Genomic DNA, 22,860 nt, shown 5'->3' with positions numbered 1-22,860 from the left:
TTGGCGGGGGAACTCATGAAAATCAACGCAGCCGCGCCTCATTTTGCGGCCCTGCACCGGCAAATTCGTCCTCGATCGGCTAGGAGGCTTCGGCCTGGGTTACCGTTTGATCAGTTGACGGCTCGCCCCGCCCAGCGAGGCGCGGTGGGCGCACCACGGTGACCGTGCATCTGGCTTCCGCGGCGACCTTGGCGGAGACGCTGCCGAGCAGCGCGCGCAGCACCGAATCCTGCCGCGCGCCGATAATGATATGATCGACGTGGTTCACTTCAGCGAATTCAAGGATCGCGGTGGCCGGATCGATCGCCTCCAGCACATGCACGGTGAGCCGGCTCGCATCGAGCTTGAATGGTGAGGCCCAATGTTTCAGCGCCACCATGCGGTCGATATGTTTGTTGTTGCCCTGCTCATCGAGGGTACGGTCGATGCTGATGCGGCCGAGCTTCAGCACGTTGACGCAAGCGAGCCGCGCCGATGGCAGTGTCGCCAGGATGCGTTCGGTGGTGACCCGCAACGCGCCATTGAGCTCGTCCGTGCCTTCGGAGACGTCAATCGCAATCGCAACGATCGGACTGGTCGCGAGTTGCACCTGGACGTCGGATTTGGCTTCCGGTTGCATCAGCCCCTGATTGAACCTGCGCCGCCACACCGTGGTCAGTGGATCGCGTCTGGTCTTCTCCGAGCGTGTCGTCAGCTTCACCTGATCGGGATGGCCGAGATCGAAGGCAAGCTGCGAGGCGGTCGGATAGCGCCACACCGGCTCGATCTCCAGGCAGCGCAGCACGATTTCCTGCAGCCATGGCGGATAGTCACTTCTGAGCTGCCGCGGCGGGTGCGGGTCGCGCCACAGCCTGCGCCGCATGCCGCGAAGGGTCTCGGTCTCGCCGAACGGCCGCACGCCGGTGGTGAAGAAATAGAGCAGCACCCCGAGCGAGAACAGATCGCTGCGCGGATCGGAGCGCACGCCCATCAGCCGCTCCGGCGGCATGTAGGGCGCGGTGCCGTAAGGCAGCCGGAATTCCTCCTGCAGGAGGTCGGGCAGATGCCGGTGGCACGACAGGCCGTAATCGATCAGCACCGCTTCGCCCGAGGACCGGAACATGATGCTCGACGGCTTGATGTCGTGATGGATCACGTGCTGGCCGTGCAGGTCGGCGAGCGCGGTCGCGATCTTTGCGACCAGGACCCGCGCCTCCTCGTAAGGCAACGGCAGTTCCGGCAGCCGCTGGTAGAGCGTCTCGCCCGGAATGCGCTCGATCACGACATAGGCTTGGGCAGTGAAATCGCCGGTGCCGAAACAGGCTGGCACATGCGGTCCCGACAGCCGAGGCAGGATCATCTGCTCCATCTCGAAGCTGACGATCGCAGCGGGGTCTTCACCCTCCGCGACGCGTGGAACCTTCATCAGGAGCGGCCGGTCGATGCCGGGATGGCTCACGCTCCAGAGCGTCGCCATGCCACCGGAATGCACGCATTCGCCGATGGTGAAGCCATCGATGACTGCGCCGGGTTGGACTGCGGATTTCGGCATCGCGCTTACCGTCCGATCGCAAGCCGCTCGGCGAGCCAGGGCGGCAGCCCGTTGGCGCGGATGCGCTGCGCCGCTGTTTCGACATCATAAGGCACGCGGCAATAGGTGATCTCGCGCGTCCTGGTCTCGAAGGTCATGAACGCGGCCGCCGGATCGCCGTCGCGCGGCTGGCCGACCGAGCCGGCCACCGCCAGCCACTGCCGGCCGCGCAGGAGCTGCACCGGCACGTTCGCGGTCGGAGTGAAACTCGTCATCTTGGCGGTCACCGACATCGAATACAGCGCGGGACGATGGATGTGGCCGCAGAAGGTCACCTGGGCGTCGGTCGCGATCATGCAGCGCGCGGCGTCGGAGGTCGATTGCACGTAGCGCCAGCGCGACGGGCTCGAGGCTTCCGAATGCACGTAGAGCCGGTCGTCGTCCTGGGCCATCAGCGGCAGTTCGGCGAGAAAGCGGCGCTGCGCGGCGCTGAGCCGGCCGCGCGTCCATTCGATCGCCGCTTGCGCCTCGGCGTTCATGTTTTCGCTGCTGACGGCCACCGCATTGTCATGATTGCCGCGCACGGCGAGCCCACCCTGTTCGACCATCTCCATCACGGCGTCGACCGACCATTCGGGATCGGCGCCATAGCCGACGATGTCGCCGAGACAGATCAAGCGCTCGGCGCCGCGGGCGCGCGCCGCCTTCAGGCACGCATCGAATGCCTGCCGGTTGGCGTGGATGTCCGAGAAAAACGCCAAGAGCACCCGCTTCCTCCTCCTCCACTCTAACCGCGCCCTTCGCACGGGAGTTGAGCAACATCAAATAAGTTGAGCCGGAGCAAGGCGTTTTCGGAGGCATTGTTCCGATCCAAGACCGTGGCCGCATGTGCCGCCTCCGCACCGACGATGCGCTCCCTCCCCCGCTTGCGGGCGGGGCGACCGCATATGAAGATTTGGCCGATCGGCACCAATGCCTCCTGATCGTCATGGCCGGGCTTGACCCGGCCATCCACGACTTCGCTAGCCCCGAAGAAAGACGTGGATGCGCGGGACAAGCCCGTGCATGACGAGTAACCCAATTGGCACCTTTTTGCCGTTGAGAACCATCTTCGGACATATGCGATCGCCCTGCGCTTGCGAGGGACTGTTGGGGTGGCCACATGACCGCGCCTTCTCGCGGCGGATCACGCCCGAGCTCTGCGATCGTTGTGCCCTGTCGAAAAGCGAGAGGGCGCGGGGAATGCCGGGCGCTGGCCGCAACCCATGGCCCGCCTGCAGCAAAAAAAGCAGGCGGCAGTCACCACAGGTTCAGCCGAACATCCGGCATTCCCCGCGCGACGGTTTTAACGCTTATATCGTGCTCTCCTCGGTGCACCGGGCTTTTTGGCCACCGTCCCCCGTGTGACGCAAAGCATCATCACGAAGTTGACACCAGCATCGGGGTGCCAGGACCACACGACTTCACGTCCGCCTGATCGCGCTCGTCTGGCGCCACCAAAACGTCCATCGCATCCCCGCCTCACGTGTCGTGACGATCGCGCGCAACGCCCCTCTCAACGAGGCGGGATGGCGGCATACAATCACAATTTCTGAAAAAAAGAAAGCGATCTTTTTAGCGGGTGGGCTGGATGGTGCCGATCGCGTTGAAAGGATTTGCGAAATTAATCCACCGCCAGCGGCTTACTGCGCTCACACGGTAATCCAAATCTCGGGAAGTTCAGTCAAATCGATCGAAGAGGCTTCTTGATGTCGGCGACGCTCTGATAGCGACCGAGCTTGGGCCAAACCCCGCCATTGATGCACGCGAAACACACAATCAAACACGACGGAGGTTGCTTTTCCGCTGCCGGATCTGAATCAGGCCGACGCCTACTACTACAGACCCTTCAACATTCCGTTCAGGCAAGACGCGAACTTCATCGGGTTTCAAGTCTGGATCGATGGTAGGGAGATCAAGCCGGATGAGGAGGTGCGCGCGTTCGCCGAGGGCGGCGAAATCACCGGCGAGCTTAGGCGTCTGGGCATTGATCTCATCGCCCCAGTCTATAGCAACAGCGATCGGCGAGTCGTTGATGCGCTCCGCCGCCTGAATGCGATTTCCGACGCCAATGATGACGAAGCCGTCGCGTCCCGACGGCGCGACTCTCCCAGCGGGCTGGTGTGAGCCGCAACTTTCCTTAAGCCTATGAGGCTGGAAGCCGGATCGAGAGTGCAATGTGCTCCCTCGCCTCTTGCGGGCTCCTGGGGGCGGGGCTATCGCATACAAGGAAAGCAGCTTGGGAACCAATTGCCTGACGACGAGCTTGGTCCGAGTTGGACTGGCCTCACGATCCGGCAACGCCGCACAGGAGTGCCCCGAATGAGCAAGCGCAAATCGACTAAGTCCCGCAAACCGGACGCTGGGACGAAGGGCGTCGCCAAGCCCGCATCGACGCCGAAGCGCGCCGTCCCGGCCCCCGACCTCACAGGCTCGGACGGCGAGGAACTCCGGGCGGCTCCCGACATCGCAACGAGGCTGCCGGAACTCCCAGGCCAGGAGATTGAAAAACTGCCGCCGGTCCCACCTGCCGAACTCGAATCCAAGCCGGCGCTCCCCCCTCATCTCGCCGAGCCGAAACCGGACGTCGTCCTTCCTGTCGAAGCTCTGGCGGAAGCCAAGGAATCGGTACACGCCGCCACAGGCGAAGCGAGGCCGGCCGGTCCAAAGGTGGACAGCCCCTTGAATGGACCCTTGGGAGCAATCGCGGGTATCGAGGCCTGCCAAGCGCTGTTCATGGAGATCACGCGGGACAATCTCAACTTCGCCGCCAGCCTCGCCGCGACGCGCTCGCCCCTCGATATCCTCGACGTCGCGACGAAGTTCGCCGGCAGGCAGATCGGTATGTACGGCAGGTTATCGAGGGCGGTCGTCAACATCGCCGCCGGACGGCAGGCCCCGACAATCTGACCAGTCCTGGGTTACCCGGCCGGCCCGCATAGCCGGGAATTACGGTAATGCTGTGTAAAACTCGCCTGAAGCAGCAGGCGTAGCCGCATGAGCGGAGCAATATGCGGGACCGAGACCCGGATATCGCTCCGCTCGTCCGGGCTACGCGCTTCGTGGCCTCATGGTTCGAGACGCGTCGCGAGCGCGACGCTCCTCACCATGAGGATTTGAGGTTTCACCGCGAAGAAGCTGATCCGCCTAAGCGAGCTTTGCTCGTCTCGCCCCTCGGTTCGCAGGGGATACGAATGCAGCCCCCTACTGCTCGTCCTTCGGCGGCATGCGCGGTGGCAAGAGCGGCGTGAACGAGACGCCGTCGCCGGCCTGCTGCGCCGCCTTGAACTCGCCGGTCGAGGGATCGCCGCCCGCGGTCTGGATGATGGTCTTGGGCAGGATGTATTCGCGTGCGGCATCGATGATGCCGCCCTCGCCGGTGCCGAAATCGGCGGCACGGCCGCCCTGCGGATGGCCGCTCGCGATCTGGTCGGAGGCATGCTGGGCCTTGCCGGCCAGCCCGTCGGTGTAGGGCAGCCGATAGGCCCGCGGCACCCCGCTCGGCCGGTTGTCCTCGTCGAGCCTCTCGACCCAGAGATAGATCGAGCCGGGATCGCCATCCAGGCTATGCGGCTCGACGATCCGCGCCTGCAACAGCTTGAAGCGCGCCGGCAGCGCGTCGATGCTGGCCCACCCGAGCAAGCCGCGCGCCCCGATGAAGCTGCCGACATAGAAGGCGCTGGTCACGACCACGGCGATGGCCTTGGCCGGCCACGGCAGGCGGGCATAGACCAGGACGAGCAGCAGCAGCGCGCCGATCAGCGCGTAGCACACCGACAGGATCAAGATCACGCTCTGCAGGTTCGTCACCGCAACATCCTCACGCCCGTTTTCGGATCGATGTCGGCGCCGTTGGCGCGGACATTGCGAAAAGTCTCGAGCAGCGATTTCGGTCGGCGCTGCACATCGACCACCTTGCCCTCGGCGTCGAGGCGGAAGCGAACTGCCGTCTTCTCGTCGCCGGTATGGTCGAGCGTCACCTTGTCGTCGAAGATGACCTGCGCCTTCGGATTGAGCTTCTGCACCTTCACCATCGCATCCACCGGCGTTCCCGCCACCGCCTGGAAGTGCGAGACGTTGACGGTGTATTCGCCGGCGACGATGCCGCGCACCGTCACGATCTCCTCGCGGATCGGCGACGGGATCTTCATGCCGTTGACCAGGATGAAATCGTTGGCGCCACCGCGATCGTCGCGGTCGAGGGTGAGGAAACCGGCCTCGCGATGCCGATACCAGGCGATGTTGCCCAGCGGGTCCTGCACGAACAGGTCGAGATCATCGGGATGATTGTCGGGCCAGTCCAGGGTGATGATGAATTCGGCCTTGGTGTCGATCTTGCCGTCCTTGGCGTCGGGCGAGATCGCGAGCACCGCGATGAAGAAAAAGAACGCGACGATCTGCAGCGCCTTGAACAGCATCACGCTGAACGGATCGAACTGCTCGTCGCGCGGATAGAGTCCGAAATCGTCCATCATCACGGACGCTCCAGCAGCGGCGTGACCCTGGTCTCGGTCAGCATCACGGCGTCGGAGAACACGCGCTGGGTCGCGGCATCCAGCATGTAGTATTGGATGCGGACCAGGATCGAGCCGACCAGCCCCGCGAGCGTCGTGTACATCGCGATCGCCATGCCGTCGCTCATCAGCCCCATCGACGATTTCATCGCCAGCTTGTCGGAGACGTCGAGACCTGCGATCGGCGCCAGCATGATGATGAATCCGATGATGGTGCCGAGCAGGCCGAGCTTCATCAGCGTATCGGAAGCGAAGCCGCCGAAGCCGTTGGAGCCGCGCAGCCGATCGGCCAGCGTGCGGAGCAGTAGCGTCTGATCGATGCGCCCGCCCGCTTGCGTGGCCGCCTTGGTGACGAGGCTTCTGATGTGATCGCTCACCAGGCCCGCGGGAAGCGCGCGTGCATTGCCGTCGAGCACCTTGGCGGCATCGCCCGTGGTGAGGATCGCGCGGCAGCGCCGGGCTGCGTCCGCTTCACGCGCGATCGCGCGGGTCCGCCAGAAGCAGTGGACGCAGGTGAGGCCGTAGAGAACGACGACCACGCTCGAAATATAGGTGCGGTCCGAGGACAGCATCTGATGGATCATGCCATAGCGCCAGAGCAGCACCGCGGCGAAGATGGAAAGCCCGGTGAAGATCATCCACAACAGGAGCGGCCCGCGCTCCGCGCTGTCGGTCACAGGGGGGGCAATCTCGGCGCTGCTGACCGCACTCATGCTCTCGGACTCCCTCCGCTACGATGTCCCGTTCGCATTCTTCCGCGCGAACCGTCGGCGCGAGTTAAGCAGAGCGGCCGGACGCCGTCCAAAGAGATATGCCCTGAAGCGGCTGGGCAAATTTCCCAAATTCGCCTTGCTGCGGCGCTTTCGCTTGGCGGGTGCCGCCGATGTGTTACGCTCGGCAGAACCAAGGTGGAGGGATCGCATGCGCCTCGTGCTCCAGCTCATCGCCCGCCTGGCCCTGATCGTCGTGCTGTGCCTAGCCACCGCGGCGGTGTGGGTCACGATCGATGCCTATCGCAGTGTCGACCGCGCCACCGCAGCCACTGCTGACCGAGTGTCGCAGGCGTTGGAAGCGCTGTATTGGCGCGAGCTGTTGCTGCGCAGCAGCAGGCGGAGCGAGCATCTGCTGCCCGTGCCGGAATGGCGCACCATCGAGACCATGAAGCTGATTGCGCCGGGCATCTGCGTTCAGTTCCAGCCGCAGGCCGCCTTCGAGAAGCCGCTTTGCGGCCAGAGCAAGGGATTGGGCCAGGCGCCGCCGCACTGGTTCGCCGCCACTGTGCAGACACTGCTTGGCGACCATGCCGCAGTCGCACAATCGATCAGCGCGCGCAGCACGACGGCCGGGACGGTATCGGCCATCGCCGATCCCGATGCGGCGATCCAGCTCGCCTGGCAGCGGATCCAGGACAGTTTTGGCGTCGCGCTCGCCATGGCGCTTGCGATCGGCCTGCTCGCCTCGCTGGCGATTGCGCATGCGCTGGCGCCGGCGCGGGCGATCGTCGCGGCGCTGCAGCGCATGGCCGACGGCGAGCACCGCCCCGCCCTGCCGCGCTTCCGCTCCATGGAGCTTGCGATGATCGGCCAAGCCGTCACCGAGCTCGGCAACCGGCTGGCACAGGCGACCGAGCAGCGCGCCGCCCTGACCGAGCGGTTGCTCGATATCCGGGACGACGAACGGCGCGCCTTGGCGCGCGAGCTGCACGACGAGTTCGGACAGAACCTCACCGCGATCCTGGCCTTCGCCAGCACGATCGAGGCGGAAAGCGCGCCGCAACACAAGCGCGTCGCGCAGGATGCGCGCATGATCACGCAGGCCGTCACCCATCTGATGGCCTGCCTGCGCGGCACGCTGAGCCGGTTGCGCCGGCCGCTCGCCGAGGAGCTCGGCCTCGAAGCCGGGTTGATCGCGTTGACCGAGAATTGTCAGCACGCGGCGCGGCCGACCATCCGGCTCGATCTGCAAGGCGATCTCGCCGACATCCAGGGCCCCGTCGCCGTCACCGCCTATCGCGTGGCCCAGGAATGCCTGACCAATGCGTTGCGCCACGCCACCGCCAGCGAGATCTCGCTCAAGGTCGAGCGGCGCAGCGGCCCCGATGGCGCGCTGCTGATCTGCATCGAGGACGACGGCGGCGGCGATGCGGCGCCGCTCGCGCAATCCAGCGGTTTCGGCCTGACCGGCATCCGCGAGCGGATCGCGGCGGTCGGCGGTTCGCTCTCGATCGTATCAGCGGCGCGCGGGCTTAGCGTGGCCGCGACCATCCCGCTCGCAGCCTGAGGCGGAGCACAGGCGCGATGGCGGAGCCCGCGGCCATCTCCATTCTGCTGGTGGACGACCATCCGGTGGTCCGCCAGGGCTATCGGCGGGTGCTCGAGAGTCAGGACGGCTTCAAGGTCACCGCCGAGGCCGACAGCGCGGCTGGCGCCTATGCCGCCTTCAAGGCGCACGCGCCCGACGTGGTCGTGATGGATATTTCGATGAAGGGCGCGAGCGGCATCGAGGCGATCCGTAACATCCGCGCGCGTGACGGCCATGCCCGCATCCTGGTGTTCAGCATGCATGGCGAAGCGCCGCTGGTGAAAGCGGCTTTCAACGCGGGCGCCAGCGGCTATGTCACCAAGAGCAGCGAGCCCGCGGCCCTGGTCCGGGCGATCCGCAGCGTCGTCAGCGGCGGACGAGCGCTGAGCGACGACGTCGCCCATGTGCTCGCGGCCGACAATCTCGACGGCGTGCAGACGACGCTGGAGCGGCTCGGTGATCGCGAGATCGAGATTCTGCGCCAGTTCGCCTCAGGCCTGACCACGGAGCAGATTGCCGCCAACCTGCATCTCAGCGTCAAGACGGTCCAGAACTACCACTATCTGGTCAAGGCCAAGACCGGCGCGCAGACGGATGCGCAACTGGTCCGGCTCGCCGTCGCCAGCGGATTGACCGAGCTGTAGCTTCGAGGTGGTCGGCGCATTCTTATGGTGTGAAGCCGTGCGCGACGTCACGCGGCTGGTTGGTCCAGATCCTAGGCCGGCCGAACATCAGGAAGATTTCCCGGTGCATTGCGGGCGAGGTTCGTTGGACTGCGTTAATCCTCTCTGTTCAAATCCGGCCGAACAGCTTTTCCGCCTGGCTGCGTGATGGGTTCGCTCTCAGCTCGCGAAAGAGCATCCACCTCGGGAACGGCGCCGTATCCAGGGGCGCTGTTCCGGCGATGAGAGCTGCGGCGATGCGTAAGGGCTTGCACACGAATGCTGCCAGAGCGGCAATCCTTGCTATCGGACTTCTCGTCACGCCCCCTTTGCTCGCAGGTGACCGCCAACATGGTCAAGGCGCAAGTGATGCTGAGATCAAGATCGGCCAGACGATGCCCTATAGCGGTCCACTTTCGGCAGCCTCGGTGATCGGCAAGGTGCAGGCAGCCTATTTCCGCATGATCAATGATCTCGGCGGAATCAATGGACGCAAGATCACGTTGATTTCCTACGACGATGCGGCGGCGCCTTCCAAGACCGTGGAGCAGGTCCGGAAACTCATAGAGAGCGACGAGGTGTTGTTCACATTCGAGACGCTCGGCAACGCCTCGAACATTGCGGTTCAGAAATATCTCAATGACCGCAAGATCCCTCAGCTCTTCGTGGCAGGCCGGTCGACCCGTTTCGAGGATCCGGTCAATTTCCCCTGGACGATGGGATTTGCTCCCAATCTGCGCACGGAGATTCGCGTCTACGCGCGATTCATCCTCGATAACTATCCGAATGCCAGGATCGGCCTGCTCTATCAGAACGATGAGAGCGGCAAGGACTATCTGACCGGGTTGAAGGACGCGCTCGGCGCAAGGGCAGCCGACCTCATCGTCAGTAGCGCTTCATACGATGTGACGGACCCGACCGTCGACTCACAGGTCGTGCGCCTCAAGGCGGCCGGTGTCGCCGTCCTCATCAACATGGCCGCCTCGAAATTCGCGGCCCAGGTCATCAGAAAGATGGCAGAGCTTGGCTGGAAACCCGTTCACCTCCTTGGCGTCGGCTCGTCCTCGATCGACGCGGTCCTAAGCCCCGCGGGCATCGAGAACGCAGAGGGCATCATCTCCGCGAGCTCGTTCAAGGAGGCCACAGATCCGACCTGGCGTGATGACGAAGGCATGAAGCGATGGAGCGCCTTCATGGACGGCTATTATCCGGGAGGCGACCGGAAAAGCGTCTTCACGGTCTACGGCTATAGCGCCGCCGAGCTGCTCGTGCAGGTTTTGAAGCAATGCGGCGACAATCTCTCGCGCGAGAATGTCATGGCGCAAGCGACGAGCCTGAAAAACGTGAAACTTGATCTGCTGCTCCCGGGGCTCTCCGTCAACACCAGCCCGACCGACTATCGTGTGGTCAAGGAGTTCCGGATGATGCGCTTCACGGGCGATCGATGGGAGGCCTTCGGACCGATTGTCACGGATTGATCCGTGCGGCTGTGGCTTCGGCCGGTGAAACTGAATTCAGTGTGGCGCAGCCTCCAGGCCACGGAGCACGAGCGTCAGCACGGCGTCCAACCGGCCCTTGATCGCCGGATCCTTCCATTCGTCAGCATGGGCCGGATGATGGAAACGGCTGGTGGCATCGAAGATCGCGCCGGCTGTAGCTTTGACGTCGTCGATCCGGAACGTGCCCTGCTCGACCCCCTCGGACAGGATCTGCTCGACCTGGGCGACCAGTTGCTCCTTATGCCCCTTCACGACTTTGCACGCCTCGCGCGCCAAGGTCAGGTAGGTCGTGAACATCTCGGGATCTTCAGACACCCGCCTGCATTTGGCGTCGACCAGCTCTCGCAGCCAGCGCTCCAGCTTCAGGGGCGCCGGCCCCGGCTCCGCAGTGATCTGCGCCAAGGGGACGCTGACGCGATCGAGCCAGCGCTTCGCCACCGCCTCGCGCAGCGAGGCCTTGCTCGGAAAGTGCCGGTAGACGCTACCGTGGCTGACATCGAGCGCCCGCGCCACGTCCACCACGGTGGCCTTGGCGAGCCCATAGCGGCGCAGCACATCCTCGGTCACTTCGAGGATTCGCTCGGATGTCAGAACCACGGCCTCGTTCATGCGCGCACCATGTCCTCTTTTGCCGGATAGGCCTCGACCTGGCTCAAGTCCGGTATTTCCTGGCGATGTGCCGGCCGGAACGTCGCGGCCTGAGCTTCCAGGTGACGGGCCACCTGCTCATTGAGCCAATGCTCGAATTGTGAATTGGGAAAAAGCTTTGCAATCTTCATCGAGGAGGTCCTTGCAGCTCCCTTGACCGCTGGTCGATGGCCAGCAGGCGCGGGTGACACCGATGACGGCATCTTGGGAAGCTGATATAGCATCTCACGCTGACAGATTTCAATATCTGTTACTCGATTTTCGGCATAATGGTATTATGATACGAAGAGGTCTTTCCTCTCCTCTTTGGACCGCCGTATTTGTCTCGCCAAACCTGCTCTGCTAAAGCGCGGCGTAAAAACAATCCGGCGGGAGTGCCTGAACGGCCCCGCTGGCCTCTCTGGAGAGCTTGCGATGATCCCCCGCTATACCCGTCCCGAAATGGCCGCGATCTGGGAGCCGCAGACCCGGTTCAAGATCTGGTTCGAGATCGAGGCACATGCGGCGGACGCGCTGGCGGAATTGGGTGTGATCCCCAAAGAGGCCGCCAAGACCATCTGGGCCAAGGCCAAGGACGCGACCTTCGACGTCGCGCGGATCGACGAGATCGAGCGCGAGACCAAGCATGACGTCATCGCCTTCCTGACCCATCTCGCCGAGATCGTCGGCCCCGAGGCGCGCTTCGTGCACCAGGGCATGACGTCGTCGGACGTCCTCGACACCTGCCTCAACGTCCAGCTCACCCGTGCCGCCGACCTCCTGCTCGCCGACCTCGACCGCCTGCTGGCCGCGTTGAAAAAGCGTGCCTTCGAGCACAAGGTGACGCCGAGCATCGGCCGCTCCCATGGCATCCACGCCGAGCCGGTCACGTTCGGGCTGAAGCTTGCTTACGCCTATGCCGAATTCTCCCGCGCCCGTGACCGGCTGGTCGCCGCGCGCAAGGAGATCGCGACCTGCGCGATCTCGGGCGCCGTCGGCACCTTCGCGCAGATCGATCCGCGGGTGGAAGAGCACGTCGCGAAGGCGATGGGCCTCACGCCTGAGCCGATCTCGACGCAAGTCATCCCGCGCGACCGCCACGCGATGTATTTTGCGACGCTCGGCGTGATCGCCTCCTCCGTCGAACGGCTCGCCACCGAGATCCGGCATCTGCAGCGCACCGAAGTGCTGGAAGCCGAGGAGTTCTTCTCCGAAGGGCAGAAGGGCTCCTCCGCAATGCCGCACAAGCGCAATCCGGTGCTGTCGGAGAACCTCACCGGGCTGTCGCGCATGGTGCGCGCCTACGTGACGCCGGCCCTCGAGGACGTCGTGCTCTGGCATGAGCGCGACATTTCGCACTCCTCGGTCGAGAGGATGATCGGCCCCGATGCGACCGTGACGCTCGATTTTGCGCTGGTGCGGCTCGCCGGGCTGATCGAGAAGCTGCTGGTCTACCCCGCCAACATGGCGAAGAACCTCGACAAGCTCGGCGGCCTCGTGCACTCGCAGCGCGTGCTGATCGCGCTCACACAGAAGGGCGCCAGCCGCGAGGACGCCTACAAGCTCGTGCAGCGCAACGCCATGCCGGTCTGGCGTGGCGAAGGCGACTTCAAGACGCTGCTGAAGAACGACGCCGACGTGAAGAAATATCTCACCGACGCGGACATCGACGAGCAGTTCGACCTCGGCTATCACCTGAAGCACGTCGACACGATCTTCAGGCGCGTGTTCGGGGAAGCGTGAGGCCTCTTCCTCGCACAACGCCCTGCTTGGACGACGAATCAGACGCGGCCCAGCCTGCGTCCTCACAATTGTATTGCCTGACCTTGAACGGCCGCCGGCATTGCGCCTCCTGTGCGAGCCGGCGCGCATCGAGCTTGGCGTCGCCGTCGCGCAGGTCATCGTTCACGGCGCAATTGGCTCTCCGAAATTGATGACGTAGCGGACCGACGCAGCGGTACTAACTGCTGTTTGCGCTGCCGCAACTTCCTGCCTCAAGATCATCCCTCCGCAGTCGATCTGCACAGGCAATAAGGCATGCAAAACAGGAAGCCGGCATCCAGAGGGACTTGACACAAGTCAAGGCAAGTACTCAAAACCTGAAGTTGCATTCAGGATGTGATATTTTGCGACGAAAAATCGGGTTGAGATCATAGGATTGAAATTGCCGGCAGCGGCCTGACACTGGAACGGCGGAGGAGTTCATGCCCACCCTCGCTTTGCAGTCGACTGACTCACCGTCCGTGGTTATGGCGAATCCCGCAGACGATCTCGAAAAAGCGCCGATTGAAAACGTGTTGACGGCGCTCGGGGTTCAATCGAGCCGAGGACTCAGCAGCGCCGAGGCCCAGAAGCGGCTTGCCCAATATGGCCCCAATGCCATCGTCGAAAAGGAACCCAGCCTAGCGCGCCGCGTCCTCAAATATTTCACGGGGCCGATCGCTTACATGATCGAGGCGGCAGCGATCGTCTCGGCCATCATCGGTCATTGGGACGACTTTACGATCATTGGCGGCCTGTTGATCTTCAACGCCGGATTGGAGTTCTGGCAGGATCACAAGGCTTCCAACGCGTTGGCCGCCCTCAAGAAAGGTCTTGCTCCGAAAGCGACGGCGCTGCGCGATGGCAAGTGGCAGACGATCCAAGCCGCCACGCTCGTTCCGGGCGATGTCGTCAATGTGCGGCTGGGCATCATCGTTCCCGCCGACCTTCGCCTCATCGGCGGAGACTATGCGTCAATCGATCAGGCGGCGCTGACCGGAGAATCCCTGCCGGTGACGAAGAAGGTCGGAGACGAGGCCTATTCCGGCAGCGTGGTCAAGCAGGGGGAGATGCAAGGGGTCGTTATAGCGACCGGCGCCAACACCTTCTTCGGCCGGACCGCGCAGTTGGTCGCTCGAGCGGGCGCAATCAGCCACGCGCAAAAGGCGATGTTTGAAATCGGGAACTTTCTCATCGTGGTCGCGGTGACCTTGGCCCTGATCATGATCTCGGTCAGGGTCTACCATGACATCGTGATCGCCGACGATTGGGGGCTGGCCGACGCGCTTCGGATCTTGCAGTTCGTGCTGGTCTTGCTGGCGGCCTCGATTCCCGTCGCCATGCCCGCCGTGTTCTCCATTACGATGGCCCTCGGCGCCCTCGCCCTGTCGAAGGAAAAGGCAATCGTCTCCAAGCTCTCCGCGATCGAGGAAATGGCCGGGGTCGACATCTTGTGCTCCGACAAGACGGGAACCCTGACCAAGAACCAGCTCACCCTCGGCGAACCAATCCTGTTTTCCGCCAGCGATGGTCAGGACTGCATTTTAGCCGCAGCACTGGCCTCGAAGATCGAAGATGCCGACGCGATCGATACCGCAGTAATCGGCGCCCTGAGGGATCAGCGCCGTCTGAAATCCTGCAGGCAGGTGAAATTTGTTCCGTTCGACCCGGTGACCAAGCGAACCGAGGCGACGATCGTCGACGGCCAGGGGAAGACGCTCGTCGTAACAAAGGGAGCGCCGCAGGTCATCGTCGAGGTCGCGAGCCCCTCTGCTGACATCGTGCAGCAAGTTAAGAGAACCGTGGACGACCTTGCCGCAAAGGGGTCGCGGGCCCTCGGCGTGGCTCGCTCCGAAGACGGAGGCAAGAGCTGGTCGCTGCTCGGCATTCTGCCGATGTTCGATCCGCCACGCGACGATTCAAAGGCTACGATCGACCTGGCGAACGCAAAAGGCGTGCGTGTCAAGATGGTGACGGGCGACGACACCGCGATTGCGATCGAGACCGCACGGCAGCTCGGCATGGGCACACACATCATCCCGGCGGCCGATGCGTTTCCGAAAAATATGGATCCGAACAACGTGCCGCCGGACATCGCCGACGCGATTGAACGGGCCGACGGGTTCGCGCGCGTCTTCCCGGAACACAAATACGCGATCGTGAAGGCACTGCAGGCACGCGGCCACCTCGTCGCCATGACAGGAGACGGCGTCAACGACGCACCCGCGCTGAAGCAAGCCGATTGCGGCACGGCCGTCTCCGGCGCGACCGACGCGGCGCGCGGCGCCGCCGCCCTGATCCTCACCGCCCCCGGCCTGTCGGTGATCAATAACGCGATCGACGAGGCGCGACGTATCTTCGGACGGATCACGAGCTATACGATCTACCGGGTCGCGTTGACGATGGACATCATGTTCCTGGTCGTGCTGTCCACCATCTTTCTCGACTTCGCGCCGCTGACCGCCGTCATGATCGTCATCATGTCGCTACTCGACGACGTGCCGATCATGACCATCGCCTACGACAACACGGCGGTGAGCGAAAAGCCGATCCGCTGGCAGATGCCTCGGCTGCTTGGGGTAGCGGCGGTGCTGGGATTGTTTTCCATCATCGAATCGTTTGGCCTGCTGTTGATCGGCACCAGGGTGCTTTCGCATCCTCACTTGCAGCCGTATTTTGGAGTGGCAACCGCGGGGCAGCTGCAGACCATCCTGTTCCTGCAGCTCGTCGTGGGCGGCCATTTGCTGCTGTTCGTGACCCGCACCGAGCGCTGGTTCTTTACGCCGCCATTCCCGGCGATGCCGCTGATCGGCGCGATCGTGGCGACCCAATTGCTGGCGATGCTGATGTGCCGCTTCGGCTGGCTCGTTCCCGCAATCAGCTGGTCCCTGATCGGGTGGGTGTGGGCGTACAGCCTCGCCTGGATGTTCGTGCTGGGCGGTGTCCGATTGATCACCGAGCGCTTCGCAAGCTACCGGACCTCCCGGCAGGTCAGCAGCGCCAGCATTGTGAACCAGCCGTTGCGGTCGCACGCGGCCGCGTAAATCTGGAGCAGCAACATGGATTATCGCAAGAAGTTTGCAGTCGAGCGCGGTGAGAAGCCGCGCCTGTCGAAAATCGATGCGTCCTACACCGGGAAACACGAGTCGCATGAGAAGGCGCTCCCCGAGATCCAGGCCCATGTCGAGAGCATGGATAAATTGCAATATCTGCTTTACGCCGATGGCAACAAATCCCTGCTGGTGGTGTTGCAGGCGCTGGATGCGGCGGGCAAGGATGGTGTCATTCGACACTTGTTCAGCGGAATGAATCCGCAAGGAACGTCCGTGTTCGGATTCAAGCAGCCGAGCAGAGACGAGGCCGCTCACGACTTCCTCTGGCGTGCCCACCTGCGAACGCCGGGCAAGGGCGAAGTGGTGGTGTTCAACCGGTCCTACTACGAGGATGTTCTCGTCGTACGGGTCCATAAGCTGGTCCCGGAATCGGTCTGGTCAAAGCGCTATGACCTCATCAACGACTTCGAGTCGATGCTGTCCCAGAACGGCACCACCATACTGAAGTTCTACCTCCACATCAGCCCGGAGGAGCAACTGGCCCGCTTCAAGCAGCGGCTCGACGATCCGTCCCGCCACTGGAAGATCAGTGAAAGCGACTATTCAGAACGCGAGCTGTGGCCGCAATACATCGAGGCTTATGAAGATGCGATGGCGGCGACGAGCTCCAAGCAGGCGCCCTGGTATGTCATTCCATCGAATCACAAATGGTTCCGCAACCTCGCGATCTCGCAGATCGTCAGCGATACCATCAACGAGATGGGGTTGAAGTTGCCGCCGGCGCGCGTCGACATCGCGGAGATCCGCCGGAAATACCATGCGGCGGCGGCCGAAGGAAAACCCGGCGAAGGGCATCGAGCGAAGAAGAACGCCAAAGTGGGCTGAGCGGATCGGCGGTGCAGACATTCCAAGGAAGACCAAGGCAAGCGCATGGTGCAGTCCCTTGACCGGCTCACCTCGCGGCCCGACGTGATCACCCGAATGTGACGGCAGAACACCTGCGACAGGTTGTCCGACGACGCCTCGTCGACCTCTGACACTTCGACTTGTCGCTGCCGGCGCATTATGGCTCCGCGCAGACTCATTCATGTTGAGGATGCCATGACGTCGGAGACCGCCGCCTACAATCCGTTGCTGCGCTGGATACATTGGGCCACCGCGGCGCTGTTCATCGCGGCCATGCTGATCGGACTCTATTGCGGGCTGCAGCCGCCGGGCACTTCGCCCAGGCGCGAACTCCTGGAGCTGCACAAGTCGCTCGGCGTGACGCTGTTTGTCCTTGCCATCCTGAGGGTAATGGTGCGCGCGGCAACAACGGCGCCGCCCGAGCCGACATCGTTCGGGCCGCTGGTGCGGCTCGCCAGCCGCCTCAATCACTGGGCGCTCTATCTCATCCTGTTCGCGATGCCGGTCACCGGCTACATGTTCTCCTCCGCCGGCGGCTACTCGCTGAAATATTTCGGCACCTTCAGCTGGCCGCGCCTGTTCGCCGGCGACAAAGAGATCGCGCATGCCGGCGAGATCGCGCACGGTACCCTCGCCTACTTCGTCTATGCCGTGGTTGCCCTGCATGTTGCGGCGACGCTCTGGCATGCGCTGATCAAGCAGGACGAGACGCTGGCGCGGATGTGGCCCGGCGCACGCAGACGGCGCGCGCTGTGATGATTGGCCTCGTGCCGCCGATCATGATTGCGTGAGCTGGCACGAACACATTGATCGCCGTCGGCCGCACCGAAAAGCGCGCCGGCGTGAAGGTGACGAGTTGCCCGCATTCGGCCGATCGGTGACGCTCGCCTCCGCTCCACTCGTCATTCCCGACTCCGTGCGATCCGAGGACATGCACGTGAGATCCGGCGCATGCGTTCCGAGATGAAATCTCCGAAGGCGAGGTCGGGTTCCGTGCATGCGCAAGGCCCGAGCAAGGGCGAAGAGCCGGCTCGGCACAGGATTTTGATGGGCCTGCTGTGCATTGTGCCTGCACGCATTCGCGCCATTCGCTCGCAAGTGAGCCGCGGGCTCCAGCCTATCGCGCTGAAGCAGTTAGCAAAAAGCGCGCCACCTCGCGAGGATACACCCTGCATTGCAGCTGTCATCCGCTGCAAGGTTTTCTTCTGTTACTTTGCAGGCATATCGACTATAGCTATGGGCGATTGTCATCAAACTGTTACAGACTGAGCATGCCGGATTCTGATGCGACAGCATCGGTCCGCGACAGCCTGCGTGCTGCTCCCGGACCTGATAGTCCTCCGCGCCCAAACGGTGCTGCGGCCGACACGGATATCGCTGCGGTGAAACAGGACAACACGGCTACTGCAGCGGCGGCGACCGACACAACGACGCCGGATGCGGCAACATCTCCAACGTCCACCGATGTCGTGCGGCCGAATGTCGCTGCTCCCGGCAGCGAGATCGAGCTCAAGCTGCTGGTCGATGCGGATCAGCTGGCGGGCTTCAACAACGCGGCGATCATCGCGGCGCATGCGCGCAACAGGGGCGCGCGCAAGCATCTGAAATCGGTCTATTACGACACGCCGGAGCGCACGCTGTGGCGCAATGGCCTGAGCCTGCGGGTGCGCCAGAGTGGCGCGCGCTTCGTGCAAACGGTGAAGGCGCAGCGCACCGGCGATCCGCTGCGCCGCGCCGAATGGGAGGCCACGGTGCCCTCGCTCGCGCCGGACCTCGCGCTGGCGACGCCGCTCATTCCGGAAGAGTTGCGGGAGGAACTGCAAGCCGCCCCGCTCGAGACCGTGTTCGTGACCGACGTCCATCGTCACCAGCGCATCATCGAGCTGCCGTCCGGCACGGTCGAGATCGCGTTCGATCATGGCGCGCTGATCGCAGGCGAGCGCAGCCTGCCGGTCAGCGAGATCGAGCTGGAGTTGAAGAGCGGCAGCACCGCGGCGATCTACGAGATCGCGCTCCGGCTCGCCGAGCACGACCGGCTGCGTCCATCGATCCGCAGCAAGTCGGCGCGCGGCTATGACCTTGCCGCGGACGAACCACCGGGCGCGGAGAAGCCGCGCAAGCTGCATTTCGATCCGGCGGTGTCGCTCGACGAGACCTTCGCCATCATCCTGCGCGGCTGCTTCCACCATCTGCTCCAGGCGGTGCCGGCGGCCGAAGACGGCCGCGATCCGGAAGGCGTGCACCAGCTGCGCGTGTCGCTGCGCCGGCTGCGCGCGGCGCTGCATCTGATGCATTCGGTCGGCGGCAACGGCAGGCTCGCCGGCCTGCTTGCGGATGCGAGATGGCTCGCGCAAAGTCTCTCCGCGGCGCGCGACTGGGACGTGTTCCTGACCTCCACCCTGCCCGCCATCGCCGAAAACTGCCCCACCGTGGCGGGGTTCGACAGCTTGCGCGAGCTCGCCGAGCGGCAGCGCAGTCTCGGCTATCGCAGGCTGCGCCACGCGCTGTCCGAGCGGCGCTGCGCGATCTTCCTGCTCGGCCTCGGCGAATGGATCGAGAGCCGCGGCTGGCGCAGCGACGTCTCGCCGGAGACGCTCGGGCAATTGGCCGAGCCTGCGATCGGCTTCGCCGGCCATATCCTGTCGGAGCGGCATCAGAAGTTGCTGAAGCGCGGACGGCATTTCAAATCGCTGCCGCCGGAGCAGCGCCACAGGGTGCGCCTCGCCTTGAAGAAGCTGCGCTACAGCGTCGATTTCCTGCTGCCCTTCTTCGCCGAGCGCAAAGCCACCAAGAAATATTCCGAGAAGCTCGCCGGCCTGCAGGAGCAACTCGGCCACTACAACGACATGGCCGTGACCGCGGGCCTCTTGTCCGGGCTCGGCATGGAATCGACCGACGGCGCAATCGCCGCCGCCGCGATCACCGGCTGGCAGGCCCATGCCATGCTCGGGGTCGAAGGGCCCCTGCGCAAGGCGTGGCGCAGCTTCAAACACGCCACGACGCCCTGGTCGGACGACGCGGCGTCCTGACCGCCGCAACGGCGCTGCCATCTGCTGCGGCTGAATCGCCAATTGTTCATCCGCACATTGATCGAGTTCAATGCGCGCGCGGCGAAGTTGAGGTTCCTATCAGCTGCCAGCCCGCGCTTCAGCGGAACTTTCGAATTCGATGCCGCACGAGGATCAAATGATCTGTTCGTGCCGCTATGATTCCGAAGTTCGCAGAACGCAGACGCCGCGAGGTGGCGCGAACGTCGGAACCGGAGACGATGGCGATGAAAATCTTCAGCGTGAGCTGTCCGAATTGCGGAGCCTCTTACGAGGTCGCGGAATCGCTGTCGGCGGCGGCAACGCCGGAACGCGCCGAATGTGCGGTCTGCGGGGCCTTGATCATGGACTGGCGGGAACCGCGGCTGCGAGCGCTGCGGCTGATCATTCCGCCCGAGAACAAATATCCGCGGGTGACGCCGCCTTCACCCGCCTGAGGCCCCGCTTCCGGCACAGCCGCGCGGTCTGAAACTTGCATCGTCTGGGACGCCGGGTCATAGTTGGCCGGCGCATTCGAACGCGCGCTCTTGCGCGCTTCTCCGTCCAGACAGTGAGTTGTTTCTCTCGTGCCCATCATCAACAGCATCGCCGCGCTCGCCGACGACATGGCCGCCTGGCGCCACGATTTCCATGAACATCCCGAGTTGCTCTACGAGGTGCATCGCACCGCCAGCATCGTCGCCGACAAGCTGCGCGCCTTCGGCTGCGACGAGGTGGTGACCGGGATCGGCCGCACCGGCGTGGTCGGCGTGATCCGCGGCCGCAACACCGCCTCCGGCCGCACCATCGGCCTGCGTGCCGATATGGACGCGCTGCCGATCTTGGAGACCTCCGGCGTTCCCTATGCGTCGAAAACGCCCGGCGTGATGCATGCCTGCGGCCATGACGGCCACACCACGATGCTGCTCGGCGCCGCCAAGCATCTCGCCGAGACCCGCAATTTCGACGGCACCGTGATCGTGATCTTCCAGCCGGCCGAGGAAGGCGGCGCCGGCGGCAAGGCCATGATCGACGACGGGTTGATGACGCGCTGGGGCATCCAGGAAGTCTATGGCATGCACAACATGCCCGGCCTGCCGGCAGGCCATTTCACGCTCTCACCGGGCGCGATGCTCGCCTCCGCCGATGCGATCGAGATCAAGGTCACCGGCAAGGGCGGCCATGGCGGCGCCGGCCCGCACAAGGCGGTCGACAGCATCCTGATCGGTGCCCAGATCGTCGGCGCGCTGCAGTCGATCGTGGCGCGCAACGTCGATCCGCTGAAATCAGCCGTGATCTCGATCTGCGCCTTCCACGGCGGCACCACCTTCAACGTCATCCCCGAGACGGTGGAGATGAAGGGCACGGTGCGCACGCTCGATCCGGAGATCCGCGATCTCGTCGAGCGGCGCATCGCCGAAGTTGCCGATGCCACCGCGCGGGCCTATGGCGGCTCAGCCGAGACCATCTACACGCGGATGTATCCGGTGACGATGAACCATGCGCGGCAGGCGGCGTTCGCGGCCGATGTCGCCCGTGACATCGCCGGTCCCGAGCGCGTCAACGACCAGGCCCTGCCGCGGATGGGCGGCGAGGATTTCGCCTTCATGCTGGAGGAGCGCCCCGGCGCATTCGTCTTCCTCGGCATCGGCGAGGGCGCCGAACTGCATCACCCGGCCTACCGCTTCAACGACGACGTCCTGACCCACGGCGCCTCCTACTGGGTGCGGCTGGTCGAGAAGAGCATGCCGGCGGGTTAGTTGGACTGATCGCTCAGCAAAGTCACGGCGGCCGCTCTCAGCCCGTCATTGCGAGCGAAGCGAAGCAATCCAGCCCCTTCGAAGGAAGCCTGGATTGCTTCGTCGCCTTCGGCTCCTCGCAATGACGATGAACAAACAGTTTGGTAGGGTGGGCAAAGCGACTTGTCCGCCGAAGCTCGAAGAGCCAAGGCGGAAGCGTGCTCACCGATAATATTCGATCGGCATCGAAGCGTTGCGACAGCACGGGCGGCTATTGCTCGGCCACCGCAGCCAACGATCGCCACGACCATGTCCGACCAATCCTCCCTTCCGCGCGAGCTCGCGCTCCTGCTTGCGCTCTCCGCGCTGTGGGGCGCGTCCTACACCTTCATCCGGATCGGGGTCGAGACCATCCCGCCGGTCACGTTGATCGCGGCGCGCACGCTGATCGCGGGCCTTGTGCTCGCAGGTCTCATCCGCGCCCGCGGCGTCGCCTGGCCACGCGATGCCGCGACGTGGCGGCGCTTCGCGGTCCAGGCCGGGCTCAACAGCGTGGTGCCGTTCACGCTGATCGCCTGGGCCGAACAGGTGACCGACGCCGGCCTTGCCACCATCCTGAACTCGACCTCGCCGATCTTCACCTTCCTCCTGACCGCTTGCGTGACGCATCATGAGCCGGTGAGCCCGCGCAAGCTCGTCGGCGTGGTGGCGGGGCTGATCGGCATCTGCCTGATCATCGGCGTGCAAGCGCTTTCGGAGATCGGTCACGCGCTGCTGGCGCAGCTTGCGATCGTCGCCGCCACCGTCTGCTATGCGGGTGCCGCGATCGTCGGCAAAAGCTTCAAGGGCTTCGACCCGATGCTGCCCGCTGCCGGCTCGCTGCTATCCGGCAGCGCCGTGCTCATCCCGCTCGCCCTCCTCGTCGATCATCCCTGGACGCTCGCGCCTTCGCGGCAGTCGATCGTCGCGCTGCTCGCCCTGTCGGTGTTTTCAACCGCGCTCGCGCTGGTGATCTATTTCCGCCTCCTGCAGACGCTCGGCTCGGTCGGCGCCACCGCACAGTCCTACTTGCGGGTGCCGATTGGGGTCACAATCGGCATCGTCGCGCTGGGCGAGCAGCTGTCGCCGACGGCGTGGCTCGGGCTCGCCTTCGTGCTCATCGGCGTCATCGCGATGACCTTGCCGGCACGCCAGATCGTGCCGGCAGGGTGAGCCGTCACCGC

General features: G+C 64.1%; 19 protein-coding genes and 1 pseudogene. 13 read left to right on the top strand and 7 right to left on the bottom strand.

The genetic code is table 11. The features are described from left to right. Positions 1 to 79: 79 nt before the first annotated feature. Both QX071_RS25195 and QX071_RS25190 read right to left on the bottom strand, forming a co-directional pair. A complete protein-coding gene (locus QX071_RS25195) occupies positions 80 to 1,531 on the bottom strand; it encodes a bifunctional serine/threonine-protein kinase/universal stress protein (protein ID WP_315706017.1) in 1,452 nt (483 codons plus the stop codon). 5 nt (positions 1,532 to 1,536) lie between these two features. Then, positions 1,537 to 2,277, bottom strand: a complete 741-nt coding sequence (locus tag QX071_RS25190; RefSeq protein WP_315706018.1) for a metallophosphoesterase family protein — start codon at positions 2,275 to 2,277, stop codon at positions 1,537 to 1,539. Positions 2,278 to 3,334: 1,057 nt separating this feature from the next. On the opposite strand from QX071_RS25190, the pseudogene QX071_RS25185 reads away from it, so the two are divergent. Both QX071_RS25185 and QX071_RS25180 read left to right on the top strand, forming a co-directional pair. Continuing rightward, positions 3,335 to 3,676: pseudogene (locus QX071_RS25185) on the top strand (DUF4424 family protein); the annotation flags it as partial. Positions 3,677 to 3,871: 195 nt separating this feature from the next. After that, a complete protein-coding gene (locus QX071_RS25180; protein ID WP_315706019.1) occupies positions 3,872 to 4,459 on the top strand; it encodes a hypothetical protein in 588 nt (195 codons plus the stop codon). A gap of 294 nt (positions 4,460 to 4,753) precedes the next feature. On the opposite strand, the gene QX071_RS25175 is transcribed toward QX071_RS25180, so the two are convergent. Genes QX071_RS25175 through QX071_RS25165 form a run of 3 tightly spaced genes read right to left on the bottom strand, consistent with a single transcriptional unit; the run spans position 4,754 to position 6,776 of the window. Next, positions 4,754 to 5,359, bottom strand: coding sequence for a hypothetical protein (locus QX071_RS25175; RefSeq protein WP_315706020.1), 606 nt, complete (start codon positions 5,357 to 5,359; stop codon positions 4,754 to 4,756). Next, complete coding sequence (locus tag QX071_RS25170) at positions 5,356 to 6,024, bottom strand: hypothetical protein (RefSeq protein ID WP_315706021.1); 669 nt, start codon at positions 6,022 to 6,024, stop codon at positions 5,356 to 5,358. The genes QX071_RS25175 and QX071_RS25170 overlap by 4 nt, the downstream gene beginning before the upstream one ends. Continuing rightward, positions 6,024 to 6,776, bottom strand: coding sequence for a MotA/TolQ/ExbB proton channel family protein (locus tag QX071_RS25165; RefSeq protein WP_315706022.1), 753 nt, complete (start codon positions 6,774 to 6,776; stop codon positions 6,024 to 6,026). The genes QX071_RS25170 and QX071_RS25165 overlap by 1 nt, the downstream gene beginning before the upstream one ends. Positions 6,777 to 6,984: 208 nt before the next feature. On the opposite strand from QX071_RS25165, the gene QX071_RS25160 reads away from it, so the two are divergent. The 3 genes from QX071_RS25160 (at position 6,985) to QX071_RS25150 (ending at position 10,504) form a co-directional block, all read left to right on the top strand. Beyond that, positions 6,985 to 8,343: a histidine kinase gene (locus tag QX071_RS25160; protein ID WP_315706023.1), complete on the top strand. Its 1,359-nt coding sequence runs from the start codon at positions 6,985 to 6,987 to the stop codon at positions 8,341 to 8,343. A 17-nt stretch (positions 8,344 to 8,360) separates the two neighbouring features. Continuing rightward, a complete protein-coding gene (locus QX071_RS25155) occupies positions 8,361 to 9,008 on the top strand; it encodes a response regulator transcription factor (protein WP_315706024.1) in 648 nt (215 codons plus the stop codon). 275 nt (positions 9,009 to 9,283) lie between these two features. Beyond that, complete coding sequence (locus QX071_RS25150; RefSeq protein WP_315706025.1) at positions 9,284 to 10,504, top strand: ABC transporter substrate-binding protein; 1,221 nt, start codon at positions 9,284 to 9,286, stop codon at positions 10,502 to 10,504. Between the two features lie 36 nt (positions 10,505 to 10,540). Here QX071_RS25150 and QX071_RS25145 read toward each other — a convergent pair whose 3' ends face one another. Both QX071_RS25145 and QX071_RS25140 read right to left on the bottom strand, forming a co-directional pair. After that, the gene (locus tag QX071_RS25145) at positions 10,541 to 11,134 is read right to left on the bottom strand and encodes a TetR family transcriptional regulator (RefSeq protein WP_315706026.1); all 594 of its coding nucleotides are present in this window, start codon (positions 11,132 to 11,134) and stop codon (positions 10,541 to 10,543) included. Beyond that, positions 11,131 to 11,304, bottom strand: a complete 174-nt coding sequence (locus tag QX071_RS25140; protein WP_315706027.1) for a hypothetical protein — start codon at positions 11,302 to 11,304, stop codon at positions 11,131 to 11,133. The genes QX071_RS25145 and QX071_RS25140 overlap by 4 nt, the downstream gene beginning before the upstream one ends. 283 nt (positions 11,305 to 11,587) lie before the next feature. Between QX071_RS25140 and purB the strand changes: the two genes are divergently transcribed. The 8 genes from purB (at position 11,588) to QX071_RS25100 (ending at position 22,849) form a co-directional block, all read left to right on the top strand. Continuing rightward, on the top strand, positions 11,588 to 12,895 hold the full coding sequence (gene purB / locus QX071_RS25135) for an adenylosuccinate lyase (protein ID WP_315706028.1): 1,308 nt from the start codon (positions 11,588 to 11,590) through the stop codon (positions 12,893 to 12,895). Positions 12,896 to 13,356: 461 nt separating this feature from the next. Beyond that, positions 13,357 to 15,957, top strand: a complete 2,601-nt coding sequence (locus QX071_RS25130; protein WP_315706029.1) for a plasma-membrane proton-efflux P-type ATPase — start codon at positions 13,357 to 13,359, stop codon at positions 15,955 to 15,957. A gap of 15 nt (positions 15,958 to 15,972) precedes the next feature. Then, on the top strand, positions 15,973 to 16,851 hold the full coding sequence (locus QX071_RS25125; protein WP_315706030.1) for a polyphosphate kinase 2 family protein: 879 nt from the start codon (positions 15,973 to 15,975) through the stop codon (positions 16,849 to 16,851). Positions 16,852 to 17,067: 216 nt separating this feature from the next. Continuing rightward, positions 17,068 to 17,628, top strand: a complete 561-nt coding sequence (locus QX071_RS25120; protein WP_315706031.1) for a cytochrome b — start codon at positions 17,068 to 17,070, stop codon at positions 17,626 to 17,628. A 515-nt stretch (positions 17,629 to 18,143) separates the two neighbouring features. Next, positions 18,144 to 19,901: a CHAD domain-containing protein gene (locus QX071_RS25115; RefSeq protein ID WP_315706032.1), complete on the top strand. Its 1,758-nt coding sequence runs from the start codon at positions 18,144 to 18,146 to the stop codon at positions 19,899 to 19,901. A gap of 245 nt (positions 19,902 to 20,146) precedes the next feature. After that, positions 20,147 to 20,356, top strand: coding sequence for an MJ0042-type zinc finger domain-containing protein (locus QX071_RS25110; RefSeq protein WP_315706033.1), 210 nt, complete (start codon positions 20,147 to 20,149; stop codon positions 20,354 to 20,356). A gap of 129 nt (positions 20,357 to 20,485) precedes the next feature. Beyond that, entirely contained in the window at positions 20,486 to 21,658 is a 1,173-nt protein-coding gene (locus QX071_RS25105) for a M20 aminoacylase family protein (RefSeq protein WP_315706034.1), read from the top strand. Between the two features lie 288 nt (positions 21,659 to 21,946). Further along, entirely contained in the window at positions 21,947 to 22,849 is a 903-nt protein-coding gene (locus QX071_RS25100; protein WP_315706035.1) for a DMT family transporter, read from the top strand. The last annotated feature ends 11 nt before the right edge of the window (positions 22,850 to 22,860 follow it).

Origin of the sequence: Bradyrhizobium sp. SZCCHNS1022, from assembly GCF_032484835.1 — a bacterium.
Classification (GTDB): domain Bacteria; phylum Pseudomonadota; class Alphaproteobacteria; order Rhizobiales; family Xanthobacteraceae; genus Bradyrhizobium.
The sequence above is the reverse complement of the archived record's forward strand: the minus strand, read 5'-3'. Positions and strand labels throughout refer to the sequence as shown.

What these genes read in the sequence shown, in the direction of transcription:
- QX071_RS25195 (WP_315706017.1), bottom strand. Translation starts at nt 1,531, where the DNA reads ATGCCGAAATCCGCAGTCCAACCCGGCGCAGTCATCGATGGCTTCACC.
- QX071_RS25180 (WP_315706019.1), top strand. Translation starts at nt 3,872, where the DNA reads ATGAGCAAGCGCAAATCGACTAAGTCCCGCAAACCGGACGCTGGGACG.
- QX071_RS25170 (WP_315706021.1), bottom strand. Translation starts at nt 6,024, where the DNA reads ATGATGGACGATTTCGGACTCTATCCGCGCGACGAGCAGTTCGATCCG.
- QX071_RS25165 (WP_315706022.1), bottom strand. Translation starts at nt 6,776, where the DNA reads ATGAGTGCGGTCAGCAGCGCCGAGATTGCCCCCCCTGTGACCGACAGC.
- QX071_RS25160 (WP_315706023.1), top strand. Translation starts at nt 6,985, where the DNA reads ATGCGCCTCGTGCTCCAGCTCATCGCCCGCCTGGCCCTGATCGTCGTG.
- QX071_RS25155 (WP_315706024.1), top strand. Translation starts at nt 8,361, where the DNA reads ATGGCGGAGCCCGCGGCCATCTCCATTCTGCTGGTGGACGACCATCCG.
- QX071_RS25150 (WP_315706025.1), top strand. Translation starts at nt 9,284, where the DNA reads ATGCGTAAGGGCTTGCACACGAATGCTGCCAGAGCGGCAATCCTTGCT.
- QX071_RS25145 (WP_315706026.1), bottom strand. Translation starts at nt 11,134, where the DNA reads ATGAACGAGGCCGTGGTTCTGACATCCGAGCGAATCCTCGAAGTGACC.
- QX071_RS25140 (WP_315706027.1), bottom strand. Translation starts at nt 11,304, where the DNA reads ATGAAGATTGCAAAGCTTTTTCCCAATTCACAATTCGAGCATTGGCTC.
- purB (WP_315706028.1), top strand. Translation starts at nt 11,588, where the DNA reads ATGATCCCCCGCTATACCCGTCCCGAAATGGCCGCGATCTGGGAGCCG.
- QX071_RS25130 (WP_315706029.1), top strand. Translation starts at nt 13,357, where the DNA reads ATGCCCACCCTCGCTTTGCAGTCGACTGACTCACCGTCCGTGGTTATG.
- QX071_RS25125 (WP_315706030.1), top strand. Translation starts at nt 15,973, where the DNA reads ATGGATTATCGCAAGAAGTTTGCAGTCGAGCGCGGTGAGAAGCCGCGC.
- QX071_RS25120 (WP_315706031.1), top strand. Translation starts at nt 17,068, where the DNA reads ATGACGTCGGAGACCGCCGCCTACAATCCGTTGCTGCGCTGGATACAT.
- QX071_RS25115 (WP_315706032.1), top strand. Translation starts at nt 18,144, where the DNA reads ATGCCGGATTCTGATGCGACAGCATCGGTCCGCGACAGCCTGCGTGCT.
- QX071_RS25110 (WP_315706033.1), top strand. Translation starts at nt 20,147, where the DNA reads ATGAAAATCTTCAGCGTGAGCTGTCCGAATTGCGGAGCCTCTTACGAG.
- QX071_RS25100 (WP_315706035.1), top strand. Translation starts at nt 21,947, where the DNA reads ATGTCCGACCAATCCTCCCTTCCGCGCGAGCTCGCGCTCCTGCTTGCG.